Source organism: Dyadobacter sp. UC 10 (assembly GCF_008369915.1).
In the GTDB taxonomy this organism is placed as follows: Bacteria; Bacteroidota; Bacteroidia; order Cytophagales; family Spirosomataceae; genus Dyadobacter.
Window position 1 is genome coordinate 4,989,285 of sequence record NZ_VSRN01000001.1, and the last position, 22,183, is coordinate 5,011,467.

Annotated in this window: 19 protein-coding genes; 11 read left to right on the forward strand and 8 right to left on the reverse strand. The window is 48.3% G+C overall.

Translation table 11 applies throughout. The features are described 5' to 3' along the window. Nucleotides 1-13 precede the first annotated feature (13 nt). Complete coding sequence (locus FXO21_RS20605; protein ID WP_149641860.1) at nucleotides 14-2,365, reverse strand: ABC transporter permease; 2,352 nt, start codon at nucleotides 2,363-2,365, stop codon at nucleotides 14-16. A 334-nt stretch (nucleotides 2,366-2,699) separates the two neighbouring features. On the opposite strand from FXO21_RS20605, the gene FXO21_RS20610 reads away from it, so the two are divergent. Next, nucleotides 2,700-3,275, forward strand: coding sequence for a porin family protein (locus FXO21_RS20610; protein WP_149641861.1), 576 nt, complete (start codon nucleotides 2,700-2,702; stop codon nucleotides 3,273-3,275). Nucleotides 3,276-3,349: 74 nt separating this feature from the next. Here the strand turns inward: FXO21_RS20610 and FXO21_RS20615 are convergent, their stop codons facing one another. Beyond that, nucleotides 3,350-3,736, reverse strand: a complete 387-nt coding sequence (locus FXO21_RS20615) for a hypothetical protein (protein WP_149641862.1) — start codon at nucleotides 3,734-3,736, stop codon at nucleotides 3,350-3,352. Nucleotides 3,737-3,808: 72 nt separating this feature from the next. On the opposite strand from FXO21_RS20615, the gene FXO21_RS20620 reads away from it, so the two are divergent. Next, entirely contained in the window at nucleotides 3,809-4,786 is a 978-nt protein-coding gene (locus tag FXO21_RS20620; RefSeq protein WP_149641863.1) for a helix-turn-helix transcriptional regulator, read from the forward strand. A gap of 22 nt (nucleotides 4,787-4,808) precedes the next feature. Here FXO21_RS20620 and FXO21_RS20625 read toward each other — a convergent pair whose 3' ends face one another. Beyond that, on the reverse strand, nucleotides 4,809-10,178 hold the full coding sequence (locus FXO21_RS20625) for a S8 family serine peptidase (protein WP_149641864.1): 5,370 nt from the start codon (nucleotides 10,176-10,178) through the stop codon (nucleotides 4,809-4,811). 285 nt (nucleotides 10,179-10,463) lie between these two features. Here FXO21_RS20625 and FXO21_RS20630 point away from each other — a divergent pair, with 285 nt between their 5' ends. Next, the gene (locus FXO21_RS20630; RefSeq protein WP_225865774.1) at nucleotides 10,464-11,507 is read left to right on the forward strand and encodes an SGNH/GDSL hydrolase family protein; all 1,044 of its coding nucleotides are present in this window, start codon (nucleotides 10,464-10,466) and stop codon (nucleotides 11,505-11,507) included. Nucleotides 11,508-11,595: 88 nt separating this feature from the next. Here the strand turns inward: FXO21_RS20630 and msrA are convergent, their stop codons facing one another. Continuing rightward, the gene (gene msrA / locus FXO21_RS20635; protein ID WP_149641865.1) at nucleotides 11,596-12,087 is read right to left on the reverse strand and encodes a peptide-methionine (S)-S-oxide reductase MsrA; all 492 of its coding nucleotides are present in this window, start codon (nucleotides 12,085-12,087) and stop codon (nucleotides 11,596-11,598) included. A gap of 320 nt (nucleotides 12,088-12,407) precedes the next feature. Between msrA and FXO21_RS20640 the strand changes: the two genes are divergently transcribed. From FXO21_RS20640 to FXO21_RS20650, 3 genes are all read left to right on the forward strand, one after another. Beyond that, complete coding sequence (locus FXO21_RS20640; protein ID WP_149641866.1) at nucleotides 12,408-13,010, forward strand: GDSL-type esterase/lipase family protein; 603 nt, start codon at nucleotides 12,408-12,410, stop codon at nucleotides 13,008-13,010. Nucleotides 13,011-13,013: 3 nt separating this feature from the next. Further along, the gene (locus FXO21_RS20645; protein WP_225865775.1) at nucleotides 13,014-13,763 is read left to right on the forward strand and encodes an esterase family protein; all 750 of its coding nucleotides are present in this window, start codon (nucleotides 13,014-13,016) and stop codon (nucleotides 13,761-13,763) included. Nucleotides 13,764-13,955: 192 nt separating this feature from the next. Beyond that, complete coding sequence (locus FXO21_RS20650; RefSeq protein WP_149641867.1) at nucleotides 13,956-14,864, forward strand: TolB-like translocation protein; 909 nt, start codon at nucleotides 13,956-13,958, stop codon at nucleotides 14,862-14,864. Between the two features lie 12 nt (nucleotides 14,865-14,876). On the opposite strand, the gene FXO21_RS20655 is transcribed toward FXO21_RS20650, so the two are convergent. Then, nucleotides 14,877-15,404, reverse strand: a complete 528-nt coding sequence (locus tag FXO21_RS20655) for a Rossmann-fold NAD(P)-binding domain-containing protein (protein ID WP_149641868.1) — start codon at nucleotides 15,402-15,404, stop codon at nucleotides 14,877-14,879. Between the two features lie 280 nt (nucleotides 15,405-15,684). Between FXO21_RS20655 and FXO21_RS20660 the strand changes: the two genes are divergently transcribed. Next, nucleotides 15,685-16,077 (forward strand): DoxX family protein, encoded by a 393-nt coding sequence (locus FXO21_RS20660; protein ID WP_149641869.1) that lies wholly within the window; start codon nucleotides 15,685-15,687, stop codon nucleotides 16,075-16,077. An 8-nt stretch (nucleotides 16,078-16,085) separates the two neighbouring features. Here the strand turns inward: FXO21_RS20660 and FXO21_RS20665 are convergent, their stop codons facing one another. Then, nucleotides 16,086-16,811, reverse strand: coding sequence for a DUF3784 domain-containing protein (locus tag FXO21_RS20665; protein ID WP_149641870.1), 726 nt, complete (start codon nucleotides 16,809-16,811; stop codon nucleotides 16,086-16,088). A 126-nt stretch (nucleotides 16,812-16,937) separates the two neighbouring features. Here FXO21_RS20665 and FXO21_RS28825 point away from each other — a divergent pair, with 126 nt between their 5' ends. The 4 genes from FXO21_RS28825 (at nucleotide 16,938) to FXO21_RS20680 (ending at nucleotide 20,082) form a co-directional block, all read left to right on the forward strand. Continuing rightward, complete coding sequence (locus FXO21_RS28825) at nucleotides 16,938-17,084, forward strand: hypothetical protein (protein WP_192579280.1); 147 nt, start codon at nucleotides 16,938-16,940, stop codon at nucleotides 17,082-17,084. A 137-nt stretch (nucleotides 17,085-17,221) separates the two neighbouring features. Further along, on the forward strand, nucleotides 17,222-18,298 hold the full coding sequence (locus tag FXO21_RS20670; RefSeq protein WP_225865776.1) for a glycosyltransferase: 1,077 nt from the start codon (nucleotides 17,222-17,224) through the stop codon (nucleotides 18,296-18,298). Then, complete coding sequence (locus tag FXO21_RS20675; protein WP_225865777.1) at nucleotides 18,288-19,532, forward strand: amine oxidase; 1,245 nt, start codon at nucleotides 18,288-18,290, stop codon at nucleotides 19,530-19,532. The genes FXO21_RS20670 and FXO21_RS20675 overlap by 11 nt, the downstream gene beginning before the upstream one ends. A gap of 58 nt (nucleotides 19,533-19,590) precedes the next feature. Further along, nucleotides 19,591-20,082 (forward strand): hypothetical protein, encoded by a 492-nt coding sequence (locus tag FXO21_RS20680; protein WP_149641872.1) that lies wholly within the window; start codon nucleotides 19,591-19,593, stop codon nucleotides 20,080-20,082. A 197-nt stretch (nucleotides 20,083-20,279) separates the two neighbouring features. Here the strand turns inward: FXO21_RS20680 and FXO21_RS20685 are convergent, their stop codons facing one another. Together FXO21_RS20685 and FXO21_RS20690 are read right to left on the reverse strand one after the other, a co-directional pair. Next, on the reverse strand, nucleotides 20,280-20,768 hold the full coding sequence (locus FXO21_RS20685; RefSeq protein ID WP_409014770.1) for a hypothetical protein: 489 nt from the start codon (nucleotides 20,766-20,768) through the stop codon (nucleotides 20,280-20,282). 4 nt (nucleotides 20,769-20,772) lie between these two features. Further along, a complete protein-coding gene (locus FXO21_RS20690; protein ID WP_149641873.1) occupies nucleotides 20,773-21,930 on the reverse strand; it encodes a zinc-dependent alcohol dehydrogenase in 1,158 nt (385 codons plus the stop codon). Between the last annotated feature and the right edge of the window lie 253 nt (nucleotides 21,931-22,183).

Consider the following 22,183-nt stretch of genomic DNA (forward strand, 5'->3'; position numbering starts at 1 on the left):
AACCATTCCAGCCTTACTCGCTGCGAAGGCTTTTGACGGGATCAAGTAAAGCTGCTCTGATCGCCTGGTAGCTGACCGTCAGGAGCGAAACGACAATGGCGAGGATACCAGCAAGAGCGAAAACCCACCATTGTATGCCGACCCGGTAGGAAAAATCGCTGAGCCACAAACTCATCATGTACCATGCCGCCGGGATTGCGATGAGGATGGAAATGCCTACCAGAACCATGAATTCTCTGGAAAGTAGCGTGGCTATACTCGCTACCGATGCGCCGAGCACCTTTCGCACCCCGATTTCCTTTACCCGGTTTTCAGCCATATAAGCAGCGAGGCCGAAGAGTCCCAGGCAGGAAATAAAGATGGTAAGTCCTGCAAAAAGGCCTGTTAGTGTTGCAATGCGCCGGGTATCCTCAAATTTTAAGGCGTAATCCTGGTCCACAAAGTGATACTCAAAAGGGTAGTCAGGATTATATCTTCTGAAAATAGCCTCGACAGTTTTAAGCTGATCTGCCGAAGATCTTTCAGTACCGAGTTTGATGTGGATTACGTTGAAATAGCTCTGGGCGCCTTCAATCACCATCGGGCGCGCATGCTCGTAGGGAGAACCGATCACAAAATCTTTTACCACACCTACTACACGGTAAACTTTGTCGCCATCTTTCACGATCTCGCCGATAGGATCCTTGAAACGCATAATTTTGGCAGCCGATTCATTGAGGATCATTGCTGCGGAGTCGGAAGGGAATTTTGAAAGATCCATATCGCGGCCTGCGATAAGTTGTAGGCCGGCTGTTTTTACCAGTCCTTCGTCTTCGCTGAAACGGTCAAAATCTATTTTTTCTCCCTGGTTTTTACCCCTCCATTCAATCCCCCAGGTATCGCTGTTGACATTGCTCAGTGGCGACGCCGTTTTGGTGACCGAAGCAATGCCCGAAGCAAGCAGTTCGGTTTTGATCTGACGGTAGTTTTTTTCAAGATCACCGGTGATCCAGTGAAACAAGACCTGCCCGCGGTCATAGCCTGCGTCGCGGCGCTGCGCATATTTGATCTGCTGTCCCACGATAAGCGTCGAAATGATCAGGACAATCGCGAAACTGAACTGCACTACCACCAGCACTTTTCGCGGGCTGACAGCTGCATTAGTTCGTTTAAAAGTCCCCTTCAGTATTGCAATCGGCTTGAATGAAGAGAGGAAAAACGCGGGGTAACTTCCGGCGACGATGCCTGTGAGTACAATAAAAGCCAGGACGGCAAGCCAGAAATAAATGCTGGAAAAGGGAAGTTCCAGGTTTTTGCCGATCAATGAATTGAATGCGGGTAGCGCAGCCATCACCATCACGAATGCCATGGTGCCGGCAATCAGAGATATCATCACCGATTCGCCTATAAATTGCCCGACGAGCAGACCTTTATTAGCCCCGGCCGTTTTGCGGATACCCACTTCTTTTGCACGCTTTTCGCTGCGTGCGGTACTGAGGTTCATGAAATTGATACAGGCGATCAGCAAAATAAATGCCGCGATCACACCAAAGAGTCGTACAAGGATGATACGGCCTCCCGCCACTTTCCCGTTTTCGAAATTGGAATACAAGTGCCACTTGCTGATGGGGTGGATGAACACTTCATGCTCTTCGGTTTTGTTGGAATGCCTGATCGTTACATCCTTGATCTTTTCTGCAAACGAAGCCGGGTTTGTGCCTGGTTTCAGCTCAATGTAGGTTTTAACGGAGTTGTTTCCCCAATGATCATCGTCCTGCCCGGTCTTTTTCATGTACTGCCATGGGAGAAGGTATTCGAAGGTGAATCCCGTATTCACCGGCAAATCTTTCAAAATACCGGTTACAGTGAAATTGTCCTTGTCGATCGTCAGTGTCTTTCCCATTGCCTCCTCCGTACCAAACATCTTAATCGCCATTTTCTGGGTCAGGACAATGGAGCTGATGTTATTGAGCGCCGTTTTCGCATTCCCCCGGACCAGTTCGAAATCGAACATTTCCAGGAACGCGGCGTCTGTCGTCATCGCCTCTGTGGATATTTTCGTTTCGCCTACCTTGGTCACATACCAGCGCGAATAGTTGCGCGAGACGTTCGCTATTTCCGGATATTCTTCCTTTAATGTAGGGCAGAGTATCTTGGGAGTACTACTCCAGCATTGAAGTTTTCCGTCAAAAACACCACGGTTCCAGGCTGAATAGAGCCGGTCGCCTTTGCTGTGAAATCTGTCGTAGCTCAGTTCATTGTACATCCAGAGCAGGATCAGCAGTGCGCTGGCCATGCCGACAGACAGCCCCAATATATTGATTGCTGAAAATCCTTTGTTCCGCAACAGATTGCGAACGGCGATTTTGAGATAGTTTTTGAACATAATTAAATATAGCTGGGTACAACGGGGCTCTGTGAACAGATAAGCCCAAAAATTCTAAGTTGCATTTACGCAATTGCCAACTTCAACTCAAATAACTTGCCAACAGTTATAATGTTCTGATAATGAATTGTTTGCTGATTTGCTAGGTCTGGCTATTGTTCGATAACGAACAGGTTTGTTCGTTTTGGGACGGAATTGATGTTGGCTGCCGGGCATATTGGCACGACATTTTCATTGTGTCGTTTGTCGGGCACATCGCCAGGGCGTACCGAATAAATTATCCGCCATCAACCGGATAATGGACTTCAAAGTCACATTAAATTATTTTTTAAACATGAAAAAATTACTATTTGCAGCTGTACTGTTCGTGTCTGTACAGTCAGCTTTTGCCCAATCATTCAGTATCGGCCCCAAGGCGGGTTTGAACATCAGTAACTATACCGGCGGTAATATAGAGTCGAATGCACTGGTGGGATACCATCTTGGCGGTATCCTAAATTATGGTTTTGGAAAAGTGTTCTCGATACAACCCGAAGTGCTTTTTTCTACCCAGGGCGCGAAAGTTGACAATGCTGGCTCTAAGTCCGAGTTCAAGATCAGTTACGTGACGGTGCCGGTAATGCTTAAGTTTAAGACCAACGGCGGGTTTTATTTTGAATTTGGCCCGCAGGCAGGTTTCAGGACTTCTTCTAATATCCCTGACCAGACTATCAATAATTTTGCGAAAAACCTCGATCTCGCGGCAGCCGCAGGTATCGGGTATCAGTCACCGATCGGACTGGGTGTTGGTGTAAGATATGTTGCCGGGCTTTCCAAAGTGGGGGATTTTTCAGGTCACAGCATTGACCCGGACTTCAAAAACAGCGTAATCCAGGCAAGTTTATTCTGGGCTATTCCTTTGGTTAAATAAGAAGCATCTGCTATTTGATAATAAACAAAAGAAGGATGGGCACCAGCTCATCCTTCTTTTGCATTTAGACACGGTCACGCTACATGGAGCGATATCGTGCGCAAGCCACGGATCTGAAGAAAGGCCATAAGCCCCACCCAGGCTGCCACGGCGGCGATGAGCAGATAACCGATCATCGTGAAGCCAAACATTTGAGCGGCGATAATGACCACACTTTCGATTACCCAGAGCATATCCAGGGCAATGATCAGTTTCAGCCAGTTTTTGCTGACCTGTGTTTTTCTGCTTTGCAGATACACAATCCCTGCGAAAATCGCCAGAAAAATACCAACGGCAGTAAACGGAATACTCTGAGAGTGACCAAAAATATCCGCAATAGCAGAAGGAAAAATGGTTAGTAATAAACCAGTAGCACCTGAGGTTAATGCATTGATCAGCAACACGTTTTTTAGCATTTTCATAGTCTGAATGTTTTTGATTACCTGACAAAATTAATTTGCCGGTTAAGGAATAAATTGACATTTTGCGACATTATGAAAGTGCTTTCACTACATCTGAAAAATTTTTTCGACTATGCCCGCCTCCGTGGTTTGACTAAATCTGATCAGGCATATTTTGAATCGAAACTGCCGCCTGACTGGGCCGCAGAACAGACCATGATCGAGAGAGCGGCATTTTGCGATGCACTTGCAGTACTCCGTCAGGCAGTGGGCGACCCTTACCTGGGTGTTAAAGCCGGAAATTTTATGGCCCTCAAACTGCTTGGCGCCATTTACCAGATCTCCCTGCAGACTAATACCGTTGAGGAAGCATTCCATTATCTGCAATCCTATATGGAGGCAACATTTCCGATGATCCGCGCGCGAACAGCTATTTCAGGGGATTCTGCTTCGGTGATATTGACTATCGAAGAAGGCAACACCGACCTGGACCGTATTATCCTTGAAAATGTCCTGACGATTATCTCACGGGAACTACAAATGATGGCGGGGAAAATCACTAACCTGACAATAACAAGCCCGTTTGTCGATGAGAATTATCCTTCCGGCTGGGAGCAAGGGACGGGTTTTAGCGTTTCTTTCGATTCCATCATTTTGAAAGCGTCTCTGAAAGATGTGAACCAGTTGCGCCTGGATATTCTGATTCCTGAATATTTGAAAATGATCAGCCAGCTGGATACTACGGACAAGTTTTCAGACAAAGTGCGGATAACAATGCTTTCGATGTCTGATCCCGAGTTACCCGATATTGATAGTGTTTGTGATGTAATGTGCCTGACAGCCAGAACTTTGCAGAGGAAGCTGTTGAAAGAGGAAATTACCTATCGGAAAATTACAGAGGATCTGAAAAAGCAGATTTGCTCATTCCTGATCTTGCACGAGCCTTATCCGATTGCCAGCTTGTCCTACATCCTGGGCTATTCCGAACCGGCTTCTTTTATACATTCTTTCAAAAAATGGTACGGAAATTCACCCCATAAAGTCAGGAAAGCACTTTTGGCTGCGGGGTAAAGTTGTCGAAGTGCAGTTTGTCCTATTCCTTCAATACTTTGAAAACCTGCTCTTTGTGAGGAGAATTCACTTTCAGAAAATATAATCCCGGCTGAATGTCGCGGGACGAAAGATCTATTTCATGCGTGCCGGGCCGAAAAGTATTATTCAATATCTTTTTCCCATTCAGGTCAAATGTATTGACAGTTACCTTTTCCTGCGCACCGGATCGGGTATCGAGGTAAAACTTTCCCGAAGAAGGGTTGGGGAATATCCGCCATTCCGTAACGGGGGAAAAATGAACAAACCGGATCGCTGAAAAACGTTCACTACTGTCCTTGTCAACCATTTTTAGTCGGTAATACCGTTTGTCTCCCGGGCTAATGTTGTAATCAGGGAACGAATACCCGCTGGTTATCTGACTACCACCCGCACCAGCCAACTGCCCGATTGGCTGAAAGGCATTCGTCCGCACAGCCTCGTCTCCGACAGCCAGCTGGACTTCAAAGTGACTGAAATCGGTTTCAGCTGCCGTTGACCATTCCAATAATACGTGATCCCGTCCGTCCGTACTGGTATTTTTTCTGGCTGAAAAGCTGACCAGCTCCACAGGCAGCGCCGTTCCGGTTCCGATGTAATCCTTCGCGAGCCAGAATTCCGAAAAACTTTTGGTATTAAATTCAACATAATATCCCCGTCCATATGGCACTTTTCTGACATTTGAAACAGGATAGAAAGTCCACGCGGACTGCGCATTATTTGAGATCGTACCATCTTCGTTAACTCCTGAATACTTAGTGACGGCCAGCTCATAGGCAGAGCCAGGACGGTCTATATTAGCCTTTTCCGGGGCAGCAATAAGCTTTTCAATTTCGCGATCGGTGAGATAGAGGCGAAGGCCCACGGGATTTGGGAATGTCTTTTTTGAAGAGTTGAAGATAAAACTGCGATCCAGGTAATATTGCTTTGCATTATCTCTCACATTTCCCTGGTGCAGGTACGTTACGGCGGACGTGTTGCCCATATTCTGGCCGTGCGGATTTACCGCTACCAGGATCATTCCGTTTTTCATTAGAGGAATCCAGCCATTCCCGTCCGATTGCCCTGCATTAGCAATATCCGATTCATTTTCAATGTTGTAGATATCCTGGTTCAGGTCATAGATATGTATATCGTCGATTGCAATGCCTTCCCTGTTATTGGCTGCATTAGTTTTAAAAACAAAACGGAATTGAACGAATTCATTCTGGTAAGCAAACGGGAGCGGGATCGTAGCAACGTGCCAGCGGGTATAGTTTTCTATATTCCAGATCCCGAAGTTATTGTCTTGTGCGTTGTACCAGTTTGTTCCAGAACCGACATCACCGAGCCTGATCCACATCGCCCCGACACTATATTCAATATACACCTGGTCACAATTGGTACCCGCGCAATTTTCGAGGTCTGCCGACATGCTGAAACTGAGCGCAGGGGCGGACATCGCATTGAGTCTGAAACAGGGAGAATACAAGTACGACGTCTCGTTAGTATGATAGGGGCCGGTCAGGTTGGTTTTCCAGGCATTTTGCCCACTGGCTGCCTTTTTTACCTTAGTCGAATTGGGATGTCCGAATTGCCAGGAACTGTTGGTGCCGGAACTCTGCCATCCACCCGCACCATGCTCAAAATCTTCCAGATAAGGAAAGGAAGTTACAGCGGCTGGTGTATTAATCGCAATCTGGACCAGGTCATTCTCTTTATTCTGGTCAAACGCTTTTTCTACCTGTATTTTGAGCGAGTGCATACCTTCGGTGTGAAGCGTCGACAGGAACTGAAAGGTAAAAGTCGTATCACTATTGCCGCGTACAACCGGGACCGTGATATATTCCGCAGTCCCGGCATCGACCGAAATACTAACTGGGACGTTATAACAGGTTTCAGCGGAATTGTTTTTTAAAACTATACTGAAATCCGGCTGGTGGTAGGGGCCACAGGGGCTTGTTACCGGAGGTACTACCTTCACAAGTCCGATGTCGCTGGTAGTTTTGTAGATACGGATATTGTCGATCGTAAATCCATCTGTCATGGCAGGGTAATAGGCGGTTTGCGACCATCTTATCTGAAAGCTGGAAGAAAACGTCTGGCCATTTTTTTTCAACAGGTCACTGATTTCGATCACGCCCAGCCGGTAACCATTTTCTACTTCCTCAAACTGGGAGGCACCATATTCGTAAGCGTACACCCATGGATCGGTATCCCTGCCACGGATCAATACTCCCTGTTGCCCGCTGTGGTAATAAGTATTGTGCTGCCTGTACCTGAAACTTAACCTGATCTCGTCGTTTTGCGTATCAAAATTTGCCAGATTATAAGTCGCGTCCAGGTTACTCCTGCTTTCGTAAACACCCCAGGAATCCGAATCCAATGTGAAACCTTTTTCACCGGAATAGGTAGCAACCTGTTTCGTTTGTGTACGCAGCCGGGCGTAGTTATCGGGTGTGGAAAAATCAAAATTTTCAATGCCTGCAATGCCGATCGTGTGCGAGGTAATTTGCTGCCCGGGGGAGGCTTCTACCAGCTCTGTCACCGGCAGGGCAACCGGCTGGTTTGGTATTTGTCTGAATGTTTTGATTACTACATTGTTACTCTCGACTATATCACCCGGATTTTGCACAAGCACCCGCAACCGGTAATTGCCGGGCGGCGCAAAGTTGACGGTTTGGTTAAATGTCAAATCAAGCGATCCCTGGGCTGCTATAGTGGTCTGGACCGTTTCCCAATATATTTGTGCACCGTCATCGCCCACCGCGAAACCAATCTTAAGTGGTTGGTTTACAGGCTGGTCATCGAGATTTCTAACTGTTATACTGATCTTTTGTGATGAAGAAAGGCTGGTAGAAGTGAGTTCCCTGCCAGAATGTACCGGTGCAATGATGCGTTCAAGTTTAAGATCGTTATCCGAGATTGAACCTGAGCAGGTACCTGAGTCCGGTTTACGTTTGCCCGCAACGGCTCTTCTTCCGGGAATACCATCCTTGCGCGCCCTGACGGTGATATAATAAGTTGAATCGCTGGAAAGGCCGGTTAAAGTGTAGTTCAATGCATTAATAGTTGTAATGGATTTCATTTTTTCGCCTTCCAGCACCATTACCTCGTAATCGGTAGCGCCTGCTACGGCCGTCCACCGAATGGCAGCGTAACCCGGACATTGCACCGGTGCGAATGAAACAACAGGCACCCCAAGGATCGTGAAAGCGCCGCTTACATGTTGGGTGCCACTTTCATTATGAACTATTTTGATTTTCGCCGAGCCGGTTGTGGCGTCGGGTACAGTCCAGGTAAACAATCTGTTATTGGCTGGCACCGCGGAATTAATCAGGACCCAGGAGTCGCCGTTATTGAGCGAGTAAGACAAGCTGAAAGTGCCTGAATTATGTCCATAGGATTCCCAGCAAATATTAATCGCATCGCCTTTTGAAAGTCGCTCAGATCCGATAGGGTATGTTAAATAGGTATTGGCTTCAATGATATCATATACTACAAAATACTCCTGATGCTCCTGGGGTATCTTTCTGGCCTTTACATTCAGCGCATAGTTACCTGCTGTGGGATTGGATATAACGATCTGCTCCACATTGTTGACCGAATCAATTCCGGCCGCCGCTGCGATGGTGGGGTCAGCCGCTCTTGGGAAAATGGGAAGAAGTACTGGTGAGCCGGCGATGGTTACATTCAGGTCAAGGTCGTTGACGAGCGTTTTGCCTGCGCTGAGGATGGAAGGGGCGGGATCATTCCAGTACAGCATTACTTTCAGCAAGGCAGTATTGGGCGGAACAACGATGCCGTGCGACTTGGCTTCCTGGTGAAAAACGTGACCACTAAAATAATGTCCTTTATCCAGCATGGTTACCGAACGAAGCAGATTCAGACTACCGAATCCGTAGCTGAAATCGGGGCCGGCCAGTCCCTGATCGGATGCGCCGTTCAGGGTCAGTGCTTTTATCAACGCATTTTTCGGGTCATTTCCGCCGTTCAGCTGCCGGTAACGTTCATATAGCAACGCAAGGCCGCCTGCCACGCCGGGTGCTGCCATGCTGGTGCCGGAAGCTGCCTGGTAAATGTCTGTGGGAGTTGTGGAAAATATCGCAGTACCGGGTGCTATCAGCTCCGGTTTTATCCTTCCGTCCCGAACCGGGCCTTTGCTGGAAGGCCCGGCGACTGTTCCGTCATTGAAAGTACGACCGACACTGATTACGTTCTTGGAAGGTGAATACTTCCCCAGCACGTTGCCGAAACCCGCCGGGAAACCTTCACAAGGTGGTTCCAGCCCGCTGTTACCTGCGGCAAATACATGTTCGAGGCTCGGTAGCTGGAATGCCTGCCGGTCCAGCACATACGATTCTGATGCATAGGCGCCGAAGTTGCCGCATCCCGCCCCGCCCGACGGTGAATGCGAGTTGCTGGTGATCACCATGCCGAAGTCACGGACCGACGCTGGCGCCCCTTCCAGTATCGACGAATTAATCCTGAAAAGAATGCTGGCTTCCGGTGCGTATCCCTGGTAACGTTCGTTGACATGCCCTGCTCCCGCAACAGTACCTGTTACATGAACCCCGTGCCAGAAAGTTGCCGTAGGGTCATGACTGATAATGCGGTAGCTTACGTCCCTGTGCGTGAACGGACTGCCGTAGTCGCCGATTCCTACGACCACTCCCTTTCCCGTCAGATTGTACCCGAGGAGCCTGGATGAAGTCAGTACATTCGCTTTCGTACTTGCTGCGCTTTTATCGTTCAGCGGCTCGGAGGGGGCAGGAATTGCTTCAACGTACTGTACCCAGGGCATCCCGGCCAGCGCAAGTATACCATCCTGTTTTATCCGGATCTGTACGATCTCATAAGGCCTCAGCAGATCAGAGACAAGCTGGATTTTGTGCTCTTCCAGATTTTTAGCCACCTCTTCAAAGTCAAAAGATTTGGGGTAGCTAAGGTACAAATCTACCGTTCCGGGTTCTTTCACAGCGTGTTGCGGCAGACTGCCGGATAAAAGTTCGGGGTGGACTTTTTGTTCCGCAGACAGGCTGATAACCGACCGCACACCTGCCGACTTCATAGTCTCTCCGTCGAATTTGCCGGTTACCACAGCTGTAAAAGCATGATCAGGGATGTATTCAAGCAGGTTGATCCCGGCGTCTTTCAGTTTCGTCCGGACAGTTTCGTCAGGGTTTTGCCAAAACTGAATGATATAGAATTCTTCATCCAGTGCGGCCGACCTGGAAGTCCCTGCATCGTTTGCGAGAATTTCATGCAGGTTTTCGCGGGGAAATATCACACCGCTTTTTAGCGATAACTGGTAAGGCTTTGCATTTTGCGCTGACACATTTAGAGCCAATAATAACGGCGCAACAAGCGAGAGGTAGCGGTTTATCAAATTCATAGAGTGTCAGAACACTGATGATTCGGGGCTGATTTTTTACGAAAATGGTTTTTACGGCCATTTCAAGACTTGCCTGTCGGTATTCAGTAACAGGCTGTTGGTTTTCGGGCAAGCAGGGTTATATGCTGTAAAGTTAAAAATCGACAGGGGATTGACAACATTGAATCTCCTAAATGCTCAGGCAGTATCCCAGGCGCATATTCTACCACAAAACAGGCCCTTAAAACATGGAATGATTATTGAAGGGTAGTTATGAAAACACACTCAAACGTTCATCCAAACCGAATGAATAAATCCAATTGGCGCAAATCCGGCGCCACGAACACTGATACCTCATTAAGCCGCAGGCGATTTTTTCGCCAAACTGGGGCGGCGATCATTTCCACGACGTTCCTTACTTCCTGTGAAGGACTGATCGATGAAGTCTTCCCGAAAAAGAACAATCCCGAAGGTACGGGAGGAGACAAGCCACAATTGGACCAGACACTCGCGTTTTTTGGCGACAGCCTGACCATCGGCGCAGGGGCGAATGTCCCTTATGGTACGATGGTCGGTACCGGACTTCCCGGGCGACGCATCGTAAGTGACGGCATCGGCGGCCAGATCGCCCGTTCGATAGCGATCAGGCAGGGTGGCGAAACGGTCAAACTATCGGTGGAAGGTGGGAAGCTTGACGGGGTAAATCCGGTTAGAATCAAAAAGTTGAGCAACGAATTTTTATCAACGCCCATCAACTACAACACGTACAGCAGAACCGGCACCGTAGCTGGCGTAAAATGCACGGTTACCCGCGAAGCAAACGAGGAAACAGGCGAGATTTACACCATTAAGGCTGATACCGAGAGTACTGCGGATATTGCCGACGATTCCGAATTTGTGCTGGAAGAACCGGCCAAGCTGCGTACAGCCACGCAAGTCCTGTGGTACGGCCGCAACAATATCGGCCGGCCGAATGCCAAAGAGGATATCCTGGCTGCACTCGACAATTCGATTGATTACCTCTCAGAACCTAAAAGATTTCTGGTGCTCGGGGTGTTGACGGCCATTCCCGAAAACAAAGGGACAGACCGTTACAATGAAGTGAGGGATATTAACAACAGCCTTTCAGCCCGGTATGGTGATGCATTTGTTTCAATGGAACCGCCGACCGAAGAAGAAATGGAGGCCATCAGCTATACACCATCGGCGGAAGACATTTCGGACATTGAAAAAGGAAACTTCCCGCGTGGTATGAGGCCAGGCAATGCGGACGAGATCCATATCAACGACAAAGGCTACGAAATAGTAGCCAACCGCGTGATCGCCAAACTGAAAGAACTGAAATACTAAAAAGAGGAAATGGGGGGACAGCCGTACCTCCGAAACAAAACGAGCCAGACAATTAATAATTTGTCTGGCTCGTTTTGGCATTCTCTCCTCAATTCAATTTCCAGTCGGGCCTTTCGAAATGGCAGGTGTAGCCGCCGGGATGTTTTTGCAGATAGTCCTGGTGTTCTACCTCTGCATTCCAGAAATCGCCGGCCGGTACCACTTCTGTGACAATCTTGCCTGGCCATACTCCTGATGCATCCATTTCCGCGATCAGTGCATTTGCGACGTCGCGCTGATCTTCATCCAGATAAAAAATAGCAGAGCGATAGGACGTTCCAATGTCGTTTCCCTGTCTGTTCCTGGTCGTCGGATCGTGGATCTGGAAGAAATATTCCAGGAGTGCGCGGTAGGTCAGTTTTGCGGGATCAAAAACGATCTCAATTCCTTCGGCATGTGTTCCATGGTTCCGGTACGTCGCATTGGGAACATCGCCGCCCGTATAGCCAACAACCGTCGAAATAACACCTGGGTAATGTCTGAACAGCTCTTCTACTCCCCAAAAGCAGCCGCCTGCCAGAATGGCTTTTTCAGTATTCATATTGTTGATTTTAATGTAAAAGAGTTAAGGCACAAATTCCATGCCCTTTCGCGCAGCTGACAAAACTGCCAGTCGGTGACTGTTAAAAAGCATGATTGTAGTTCCATGTATATTAAAGAAAACGGCATCACGGTCCTGTAATCGCAGTTCGCATGAATGCGTCTGGTGCGATTTTTATATTCGGCATCAGTTTCAATATTCAATATTTGATAAAATTCCTGCGGATGAAATTAACACGCAGGTCATATTTGAAGCCTAATTTTAAATGATATTGGATTGAAAGCCAGGTTTAGTGATTTAACGAAGCGAAATGCAACTTTATGGATTGGTACGAGGACGAAGTTTTGAGGGTTGAAAAAGAAGCCGTAAAGCTGGCCTACCAGCCTGAAACGGTCTTTTACGGCAGTTCCAGCATTAATTTGTGGAGAACCTTATATGCAGATTTTGAAGATGCAAAGCCAGTAAACCTCGGTTTTGGAGGATCAACGATGGCTGCCTGCACCTGGTTTTTTGACAGGATCATGACGCAGATTGGCCCGGCGAAGGCGATGGTTATTTACGCGGGGGATAACGATCTGGGTGACGGCCGCAACCCGATGGAAGTGTGCCTGCATTACCGTCAGTTAATCGGGCAGGTAAGGCAGAAGTTTGGCAGTATACCGTGCTATTATATCAGTATCAAGCCGAGCCTGCAGCGCTGGGAGATCATCTCACAGATCAGGGCTGCCAACAGACTGATTCTCGACGTCATCAACGGCGATCCCGACCAGCATTATATTGACGTTTTTCCTGCCATGCTGGATGAGCAGGGAACACCTTCCCGCGTCTTGTTCGAACAGGACGGGCTGCACCTGAGCCCCGCAGGTTATGAGCTTTGGAAAACACGGATAAGAAAATCCCTCAACCTGCCACTTAATCCTTAACTGATGGTAAGCGCACCAATTTCTTTGATGGAACGGGAATATCAGAAATGGTTCAGTCCCGCCCTGAACAGGCAGATGGAAATGCTGGTTTTCGGGAAAAGCGGACTGCCGGTTATTTTCTTTCCTACCAGGTCAGCCCGCTTTTATGACCTGGAAAACTGGAAAATAGTCGACGCTATGCGTGGCAAAATAGCAGCTGGCGAGGTGCAGGTTTTTTGTGTAGATAGTATTGACCAGGAGAGTTTCTACTCGGATATTCCGCCTCAGCAGCGCGTACTCAGGCATTTGCAGTATGAGAAGTATATCCTGGATGAAGTAGTCCACTTTGTAAGAAAGAGCGATAAAAATGCCCCGCTGACCGTAGCAGGATGCAGTCTCGGCGGATTTCACGCGGTTAATATCGGCCTCCGGCATCCTACCATATTCAGCAAGATCGTAGGAATGAGCGCCAGGTACGACCTTACCAGAGCACTGCCGTTTTTCGCCGACCTTTTCGACGGTTATTTCGATGAGAATATTTATTTCAATATGCCCAACCGCTTCGTGCCCGGGATCAGCGATGCCGATTTACTTCGCCAGTTGAAAACGCTGGATATCACGCTGGTAATCGGCCAGGAGGATCCTTTTTTGTCTGATAACGAGCAGTTAAGCGCCTCTCTTCACGCGATCGGCGTGCCACACAACCTTTACATCTGGAATGAGGAAGCCCACCGGCCGCGTTACTGGCGGGAAATGGTGAAGCTTTATCTTTGAAAATCTGGCACTGCCAGGCTTTTTGCTTTTTCTATAACACCTCCGTTCGATATCGAACAAGTTGAGCGACAGCGCACATTAATTTCATGTGGTTCAGCTTGCAACTCTCTGTTTTGCAGTTGGTTAATTGTTGGTATAATATTATAGCATGTATCTTGCAGGCTGTATTCGCTTTTAACCATATCCTTCGCCATGAACCAGTTACGAATCCTATTTGCAGTATTACTCATTTTGCCGAATATATTGTCCGGGCAGATTGTTGCGCCGGAAAGCGTTCTGTATATGAATCAGAAGCTCCCCGGTTTAACACCAACTGTGTTCGCGCCGGACTTGATTTCTTTAAAGGACCACTATGAATATGGATCGGTATTTTCAAAAGATGGCAAGGAATTCTATTACGCGGTGATTATCAATGGTAAGCCTCAGATCCGGTACAGCCGGCTTGCAGATAGTTCCTGGACCATGCCTGAAACGGTTATTGGCAGCGATAAATACGAATACAATGATCCCTTCCTCTCACCGGATCAAAATCGATTGTATTTTATTTCTGATCAGGCAAAAAACGGAAAGGGTGACAAAAAGGATTTTGATATCTGGTATTTGGAACGAAAAAAGGGCGGTTGGTCGCAGATGCCCGTCAATGCCGGCCCGGCGATCAATACCGGGAAAAATGAATATTATATGTCATTTACACAAAGTGGCACGATGTATTTCTCCTCTAACGGTGGCACCGATCAGTCAACCGACAAAAACTATGATATACGCTCATCCCGTTTTTCAAAGGGTGCGTTTTCACCTTCGGTAAAATTGGCAGATGCTGTTAATACCGGGCATTATGAAGCCGACGTTTTTGTTTCGCCTGACGAGCAGTATGTCATTTTTTGCTCCGAGCGTCCGGGCGGCCTGGGAAAAGGAGACCTTTATATTAGTTTCAGGAACAAAAGCGGCGAGTGGGAAAAAGCAAAAAATATGGGCGGCGTGGTTAATAGTGAAGGCTACGAGTTTTGCCCTTTTGTTACCAGCGACGGCAAATATATATTCTTTTCCCGCGACGGAGATATCTTTTGGCTCTCAGCTAAGGTTATCGATTCATTGAGATAATCGTGTTAAAAGCTATTCATTCATTTCATTCATTTTACGCATCACATCATAATTTCTGGTCCAGAAAGCCTTGTCACGCAGGCTGTTTGCATACGCGGTTCCCCAGGATGATACGACACCAACGCCGATCGATGTCCACATCAAGCCTCTTAAATTATCCCGGTTTTTTGATGTAGTTGAAATAATTGTTCCGACGGCTCCGGCCAGGGACAATGTCATTGTGAAGTTCCGTATGCGCCTGGACCGTACATATAGCTGCATTCCTGCGGGAGAAACAGAAAACTCGTTCAGCAGCGTTTTTCTGCCCAGTTGTTTGCCGTCTTTGATGTACGTATTACCACCAACCAGGTAGATCGTTTCTTTTGCATACCACCGCGCTGCGGGGTTGATCGTTGTATCGGGAGCAATATCCTTATGCTTTGTTGTATCGGATATCGTTTGCGCCAGCGTGTCTGATAATGTGGTTGTGAATAGCAATGTTGCCAGGAGATATTTCGCGGGGTTTAGTAAATTCTGACGAATGGTTAGTAATGCAGGCATTTGTGCTCGGATTGGTGATGGTGAAGGCTACAAATTTCGGCATCCTTGCACCTGAGTCCAGAAAAAAGGGACGAACGCCCCTATTTTTAAGACAAAGGCTATTGTGATCAAGATGAAATTAGATCTCAATGTCACCAAATGTGACTTTTTGAAACCCTGATAACCGGCCTGCCCGGACCTGGAAACCATCATTTTCCTGCTTTTCAAATAGCAGCCACGTCAATCACCAAATCGTAATCAGGGAACAATATTTGTGTAGCTGCCTTTTAAAACAGAGATCATGAAAGAACGGGATATGAAAACAGCGGCGCGGATCTTGCTGGGCGCCGGGCTGATATATGCAGGGATTAGTCATCTTACTTTTGCCAGAAGGGAATTTCAGGCGCAGGTACCGGATTTTGTGCCACTCATAAAGGACGATACCGTAGTTTATTCTGGTATTGCGGAGATAGCGATGGGAAGTGCGCTCATTGCCGCACCGAAGCGATACCGCGAAACGGTAGGGAAGGTTGCAGGTGCTTTTTTTACGGCCGTGTTTCCCGGAAATATTGCCCAGCTGGTGAATCGCCGCGATGCCTTCGGGCTGGATACTGACAAAAAGCGGTTTGTACGGTTATTCTTTCAGCCGGTATTGATCTGGTGGGCACTAAAAAGTACCAGCGATAAATCCTAGGCTGGATTTCACAATTTACGCGCGAGCCACTGCGCTACATTCCGGCTCAGTTGCTGTATATCCATTTCATCGTGGCTGTAATAGATATCCCCTTTCGAGCTGCGTATCAGCAGGAAGTGCCCCGCCTTTTTATTTACGAAAAGCCAGACGGATTTACCGTCGCTGGTTTTAAAACGGCCTTTTGCATAATCACCGGCGGCAAAACCGTTTGATTTGTAGCTGATAGGCGGAAGTTGGTCCACAACTTTTTGCTCAAGTATCTCGCTTTTACCAAGGGTAAGTCCGTAGGAGCCCTTTATCTCAAGCCGCTCTGAACCCAGGCTTAATTCGCTGCTTTTATAGTCGGTGAGGCTGCTGATCAGCAGTACCGCGATAACGACAACCAGCACGCCGCCCGCCATGTATGCGCCTGCTTTCCGGCCGAATTTTCCCTTATGATACTTCGCCGATCTGATCAGAAAATACAGATAGGCAACCAGTGGATAAACGGTCATGAACAGGCTTGCCCAATTATTGTTGACAAGGCTCAGCAGGCATACCCCACCAAAAAGGGTTGCCGCAAGAATCAGATGGAACTGCTTAAACAGTTTGATGTAGGAAACAATATCAAACTGCTGCCGATCCTGTTCGGACATGGTATTGTAGCCTGACAGGATATACCTGGCGTTGTTTTTAGTAACAATAAAACCCAACGCGAAAAAAATAAGGGAGAGAACCAACGCGATAATGATCATACAAAAACAAAGCGGTATTTCACATTGTTTCTACTGGCATTATCGGGGCAAACCATCCTTTTTATGAACAAATTAAAGGCGCCTGTTTAGCGCCTCCCTTAGCTTTTTTACGCAGTTTGAAACCTTGTGCGATCCCTCCTGGTCGTGCCCCTGGGTTTTGACGATTTTGTTGTAAATGGGTCGAAATTCCCAATCGTATTTCCGAAAGCTGATCCCGCAAGTGGAAAACGGTTCCCCAATGTAAACCTGAGCAGGTCAGTAAATGCGATCTAACCGCTGGCATACTTCTTATCTACACCGGTCAGTTTTTTATTTTGGCACAACGTGATATGGGTATCAACTTACAGAAGGATTTGATTTGCTTCTCCCACCTCCGATGGGATTTTGTGTTTCAACGACCGCAACATTTAATGACACGTTTTGCCCAGAACGGGAACGTGTTTTTCCTGGAAGAGCCGCTTTTCGACGCTTCGGAAAATCCCTACATTCAATTTGAGAAGAAGCTTCCGGGGCTTTCGGTCTGCGTGCCTCATTTGCCGCCTGGCTGCACAGGCTCCAATGCGGCCGGGCTCATGGAAGGATTGCTCCGATCGTTTTTTGAGGAGCGGGGCAGTACCAACTTTATTTTCTGGTATTACACACCGATGGCTTTTGAATTTTCAAAAACCTTTCAGCCCGAACTGATCGTTTACGACTGCATGGACGAATTGTCGGCTTTCAAATTCGCCCCGGCCGGGATCCGGGCACTGGAACAACAGCTGCTGGCAAAGGCAGACGTCGTTTTTACGGGTGGTTTCACGCTTTATGAAGCCAAAAAGTCCAGTCACCCCAACATACACCCGTTCCCCAGCAGCATTGACAAAACGCATTTCCAGTCGGCTCGTGAAGCACTGGCAGAGCCGCAGGATCAGGCTGCTATTTCCGGAGTAAAGTTGGGGTTCTACGGAGTTATAGATGAGCGTTTCGACCAGGAGCTGATCAGGGTTATTGCTGCGAAACGGCCGGAGTGGCAGATTATCTTAATCGGTCCGATTGTAAAAATCGATCCGGCAGAGCTTCCGGCGGCGGGTAACATTCACTATCTCGGATGCAAAAACTATATAGAGCTGCCCGCATACCTTTCCGGGTGGAATGTAGCTTTGATACCGTTCCTGATCAACGAATCCACGCAATTTATCAGCCCGACCAAAACGCCCGAATACCTGGCTGCCGGCAGACCGGTCGTTTCAACTCCGATCCGGGACGTAGTATTTCCATATGGAAAGTCAGGGCTCGTGAGTATCGGTAAAGATGCGGATACTTTTATTTCGGCTATCGAATATGAGTTGGGCAATCTCGGGAATACCGACTGGCTGCAAGCTGTCGACACATTCTTATCCGACAAATCCTGGGAGGATACTTATTCGTCCATGCTGGCCCTGATGCATGCAGCCGCAAGGCATGATAAGGCTGTGGCATTAACTATCGAATTGAAAAATGCCAGCTGACAGCGCGGGGCAGGCTGTCCTGTCGGAAACTATGAAGACTCCGTTCAATTCATTTTGGATGGCTGGCTTCGAGTGCAGCGACCAGCTCAATGCAAGCGGAGATCGCGTGGATTTGCTTGCTTTGACCGGGCATTTGGAACTGATCGATGCAGACTATGCCCGTATCGGTTCGCTTGGCATCAAAACGGTACGTGAAGGAATCAGGTGGAGTGTGGTTGAATTCAAGCCGTATCATTATGATTTTACTGACGTTTTGCGGATGCTGAATGCAGGCAAAGCGTGTAATGTGCAGCAGATCTGGGATATCTGTCACTTCGGTTTTCCCGATGATCTTTCTCCTTTACATCCGCATTTTACGCCGCGCTTTGTGTCGCTTTGCAAAGCTTTTGTTGCCTTTTATACTGAACATTTCCCGGACGAAATCTTCTACATTACGCCGATTAACGAAGTGAGCTTCATATCCTGGCTCGGCGGCGAGGTAGGAGGGACTGTTCCTTATTGTCAGAAAAACGGCTGGCATGTGAAGTATGCATTGATGAAGGCGTACATCGCAGCGGCAAAAGCAATGAAGCAGGCAAGTGAAAATGTGCGGATACTGACCACCGAACCACTCGTGAATATGGTCCCTCCCCTTGACCCAACGCTGGACGATATGCTGGCCGCGTCGCTTGAAAATGAGCAGCAGTTTCAATCCGTAGATATGCTTTGCGGTACTATCTGCCCTGAACTGGGCGGAAGTACCGACCTGGTCGACGTGCTCGGCTTCAATTACTATTATAACAATCAGTGGATCATTGGGACATATGAATTTCTGGGTTGGAACGACCCGGTAGCCGATCCCAGGTGGAAACCCCTCGCCGACCTGCTGGAAACCGCCTGGCTTCGCTACAAAAAGCCGTTCCTTATTTCCGAAACCAGTCACCCGAAGGAAGACAGGCCCTTATGGATCCGTATGATCTCGGCGCAGTGTGCGGAACTGATCAACCGGGGCGCGCCGCTCCTGGGCGTTTGCATTTATCCCGTGATAGACAGGCCTGACTGGGACAATACGGAGGTGTGGCACCAGTCGGGCCTCTGGGACACAAATTACCCGGATAAGCTTGCCCGGCTACCGCACTCGGCTTCCATAGCCGCAGTATTACTGGGCCAGCAGCTTATCGCAAGTGCGTTGAAAGCAAGCGAGGCACGCATGAGCGTAATTCCCGCAGGGGGCTTGCCATCATTGCTGGCATAATTTTAGAAAAGTACCCAGCTTTCAGTTTGAACAATTCATCACATCTAAAAATAGTATTATGAAAAAGTCCATTATGATCGTCGCAGCAGCACTATTTTTTGCTATCACGGTCTCATATTCACAGAGTACGTCAACATCTACATCCGGTTCCGGTTCCAACGGGCAGTCTGACAAGCAGGTACAGGAAAGTAGTACTGACGGGCAGAACAAGCAGGGTAATACGCCGCAAACAGGCAATGCCGGCCAGGTAGATACCCGTTCAAAGCAGGCTCAAAAAAGTACGGCGGGAGATGGCAGTACGCGTCCCGGTGGCAGGTCACACGAGAATGCAAACGACGTCGGACGCTATTCTGAGGAGGAAAATGAGAAGTCGATGACGCATTCAAAAAAGGCGCTCGCAGCGCGTAGGAAAAATCTTACAGAGGCAGACACAACCGTTAAAAAAGGCAGTGGGTCTGCGCCGAAGAATTCGAAAAACTTAACCGGCAAAACTGGCAACTACCAAAACCAGGAAATTAAGCATAATCAGAAAACGCAGTCACGCCCGTAAATGGATCGGGGGCGCTTTCGATTATCATGCAGGGTCACACCTGTTTTTGACCTGATTTTGTGAAAAGCTCGCCCAAAGCCGGATCGGCCCCAAGCAAAACTGCAAACCCCGGTGATCCTAGTCAGGGTCATTTGAGTTTGCAGTTCAATAAGTCATTAGGTCATTTGCTCATTCCCCGTTCCACGGCTGATCATCCGTCATTCGTTTTTCCTCCGCAAGCAAGCCACCGCCACAACCCCCACCAGCACTCCCAGCGCCACTTTCCGGATCAGACCCGCCTTATTGTATTTGAGTTCGGCTTTACCGCCGAGTTCTCCGAAAAAGTCAGGTATGTGGCCGCTCCGGATATCCTGGTGGACACCTTCCATCACATTGACACGGTCGGCGAGCAATAGCAATAGCCAGTGCCTGATCATGGATTCGCTATACCGGAATGCAAAGCGCCGGATTTTACCGCTCAGGCCTGCGGGTGGGTTAGGTGTGCCGAAAACAGCAGTAAGGCCCGGACGCTCATTCGAATGCAGCACCTCTACCAGTTCCGGCTGTTGCGGGGGCCTCTCCCAAATCATTCCTTTGTTATCATTTTCAGTTCTCTTTTTCATCGGGTATGACGGCACATCCAACGGATCGGCGTCGAATCCCCAGCCTTTGATGTGGCTGTAATCTTGTTCTGTATTTTTCATCATTTTGTTATTTACGTGCAGATGGCGGAATCAGTATTGGCTTAATGCAGTTGTCGAGCTTTGCAGAAAATATATGGTACGCATCGGATACTTCTTCCAGAGGGATCCTGTGCGTAATGATCTGTTTGGGATCAATGCGCCCTGACTGGATATGCTCGATCAGCCGGGGTAACAACCTTTTAACAGAAGCCTGGTTGGCCCGGATCGTAATGCCTTTGTTGACCACGTTCCCGATTGGTATCAGGTTACCGGTAGGGCCATACACACCCACGATCGATACGATCCCGCCTTTCTTAACGGAATTGATCGCCCAATGCAGGGCAGTAGCCGATCCGGCCTGTAACATCAGCTTCCTTCCGGTGATGGTTTGCATGGCATCGCCGGCAGCTTCGCAACCTACGGCATCAATGCAAACATCGGCGCCCAACCAGTCGGTCGTTTTTTTGATAAACAATACGGGATCTTCCAGTGACCTGAAATTGTAGGCTTCGCATTGCGCGTAGTTTTTGACGAATTCCAGCCGGTATTCAAGATGGTCGATGACGATCACCCTTCCCGCACCGAAAAGCCAGGCCGATTTGGCGGCCATAATCCCTACCGGACCCGCTCCAAAAACAACGACCGTATCGCCAGGCTTGATCCCGCCCATTTCTGCGGCCTGGTATCCGGTCGGGAAAACGTCGGTCAGCAATACCGCATTGTCGTGGTCCATATCTTCGGGAATGATCATCGGGCCCACGTCGGCATAAGGTACGCGGACATATTCAGCCTGACCGCCATCAAATCCCCCGGCCGTGTGGGAATATCCGAATATGCCGCCTACCGCCGTAGCCTCAGGATTGGATTCGTGACAGTTACCATATAGCTGCTGTTCACAAAACACACATTTTCCGCAAGCGATATTAAATGGTACCAGCACATTGTCACCAACTTTGAGGTTCTGAACCGCTTCGCCGATCTCCTCGACAACGCCTATGAACTCGTGACCAAAAGTGGTACCAACCCTGGTATCCGGCACCAGTCCATGATAAAGGTGTAAATCAGATCCGCAAATGCAGGATCGTGTGACGCGGACGATCGCATCGCCGGAATGCTCAATCCTGGGCATTGGCTTGTTGCGGTCAGCCCTGACCCGATACGGGCCGCGATAATTCATTGCTAACATAGTTGAACTGTTAAGTGCCTGTTCGAGAATTTGAATTGGCCGGGTTTGTAAAAAACCATTCCAGTGTGTACGGAAAAAAATAATGTTTGTGGATAGCAGAATCAGTTTGGCATCCTTTCCGTTTCCGGCAAAATCACCGCCTGGTACGGATGGTCGTTAAGCTGCCTGAGATAGTGATGCGCTTCCTCGTAATTTTCAATTGATATGTAGTTTGAGGAGGCGCAAGGTCGGCGAAATATTTTTTTTCGGGAGG

What these genes read in the sequence shown, in the direction of transcription:
- FXO21_RS20605 (WP_149641860.1), bottom strand. Translation starts at nt 2,365, where the DNA reads ATGTTCAAAAACTATCTCAAAATCGCCGTTCGCAATCTGTTGCGGAAC.
- FXO21_RS20610 (WP_149641861.1), top strand. Translation starts at nt 2,700, where the DNA reads ATGAAAAAATTACTATTTGCAGCTGTACTGTTCGTGTCTGTACAGTCA.
- FXO21_RS20615 (WP_149641862.1), bottom strand. Translation starts at nt 3,736, where the DNA reads ATGAAAATGCTAAAAAACGTGTTGCTGATCAATGCATTAACCTCAGGT.
- FXO21_RS20620 (WP_149641863.1), top strand. Translation starts at nt 3,809, where the DNA reads ATGAAAGTGCTTTCACTACATCTGAAAAATTTTTTCGACTATGCCCGC.
- FXO21_RS20625 (WP_149641864.1), bottom strand. Translation starts at nt 10,178, where the DNA reads ATGAATTTGATAAACCGCTACCTCTCGCTTGTTGCGCCGTTATTATTG.
- FXO21_RS20630 (WP_225865774.1), top strand. Translation starts at nt 10,464, where the DNA reads ATGAATAAATCCAATTGGCGCAAATCCGGCGCCACGAACACTGATACC.
- msrA (WP_149641865.1), bottom strand. Translation starts at nt 12,087, where the DNA reads ATGAATACTGAAAAAGCCATTCTGGCAGGCGGCTGCTTTTGGGGAGTA.
- FXO21_RS20640 (WP_149641866.1), top strand. Translation starts at nt 12,408, where the DNA reads ATGGATTGGTACGAGGACGAAGTTTTGAGGGTTGAAAAAGAAGCCGTA.
- FXO21_RS20645 (WP_225865775.1), top strand. Translation starts at nt 13,014, where the DNA reads ATGGTAAGCGCACCAATTTCTTTGATGGAACGGGAATATCAGAAATGG.
- FXO21_RS20650 (WP_149641867.1), top strand. Translation starts at nt 13,956, where the DNA reads ATGAACCAGTTACGAATCCTATTTGCAGTATTACTCATTTTGCCGAAT.
- FXO21_RS20655 (WP_149641868.1), bottom strand. Translation starts at nt 15,404, where the DNA reads ATGCCTGCATTACTAACCATTCGTCAGAATTTACTAAACCCCGCGAAA.
- FXO21_RS20660 (WP_149641869.1), top strand. Translation starts at nt 15,685, where the DNA reads ATGAAAGAACGGGATATGAAAACAGCGGCGCGGATCTTGCTGGGCGCC.
- FXO21_RS20665 (WP_149641870.1), bottom strand. Translation starts at nt 16,811, where the DNA reads ATGATCATTATCGCGTTGGTTCTCTCCCTTATTTTTTTCGCGTTGGGT.
- FXO21_RS20670 (WP_225865776.1), top strand. Translation starts at nt 17,222, where the DNA reads ATGACACGTTTTGCCCAGAACGGGAACGTGTTTTTCCTGGAAGAGCCG.
- FXO21_RS20675 (WP_225865777.1), top strand. Translation starts at nt 18,288, where the DNA reads ATGCCAGCTGACAGCGCGGGGCAGGCTGTCCTGTCGGAAACTATGAAG.
- FXO21_RS20680 (WP_149641872.1), top strand. Translation starts at nt 19,591, where the DNA reads ATGAAAAAGTCCATTATGATCGTCGCAGCAGCACTATTTTTTGCTATC.
- FXO21_RS20685 (WP_409014770.1), bottom strand. Translation starts at nt 20,768, where the DNA reads ATGATGAAAAATACAGAACAAGATTACAGCCACATCAAAGGCTGGGGA.
- FXO21_RS20690 (WP_149641873.1), bottom strand. Translation starts at nt 21,930, where the DNA reads ATGTTAGCAATGAATTATCGCGGCCCGTATCGGGTCAGGGCTGACCGC.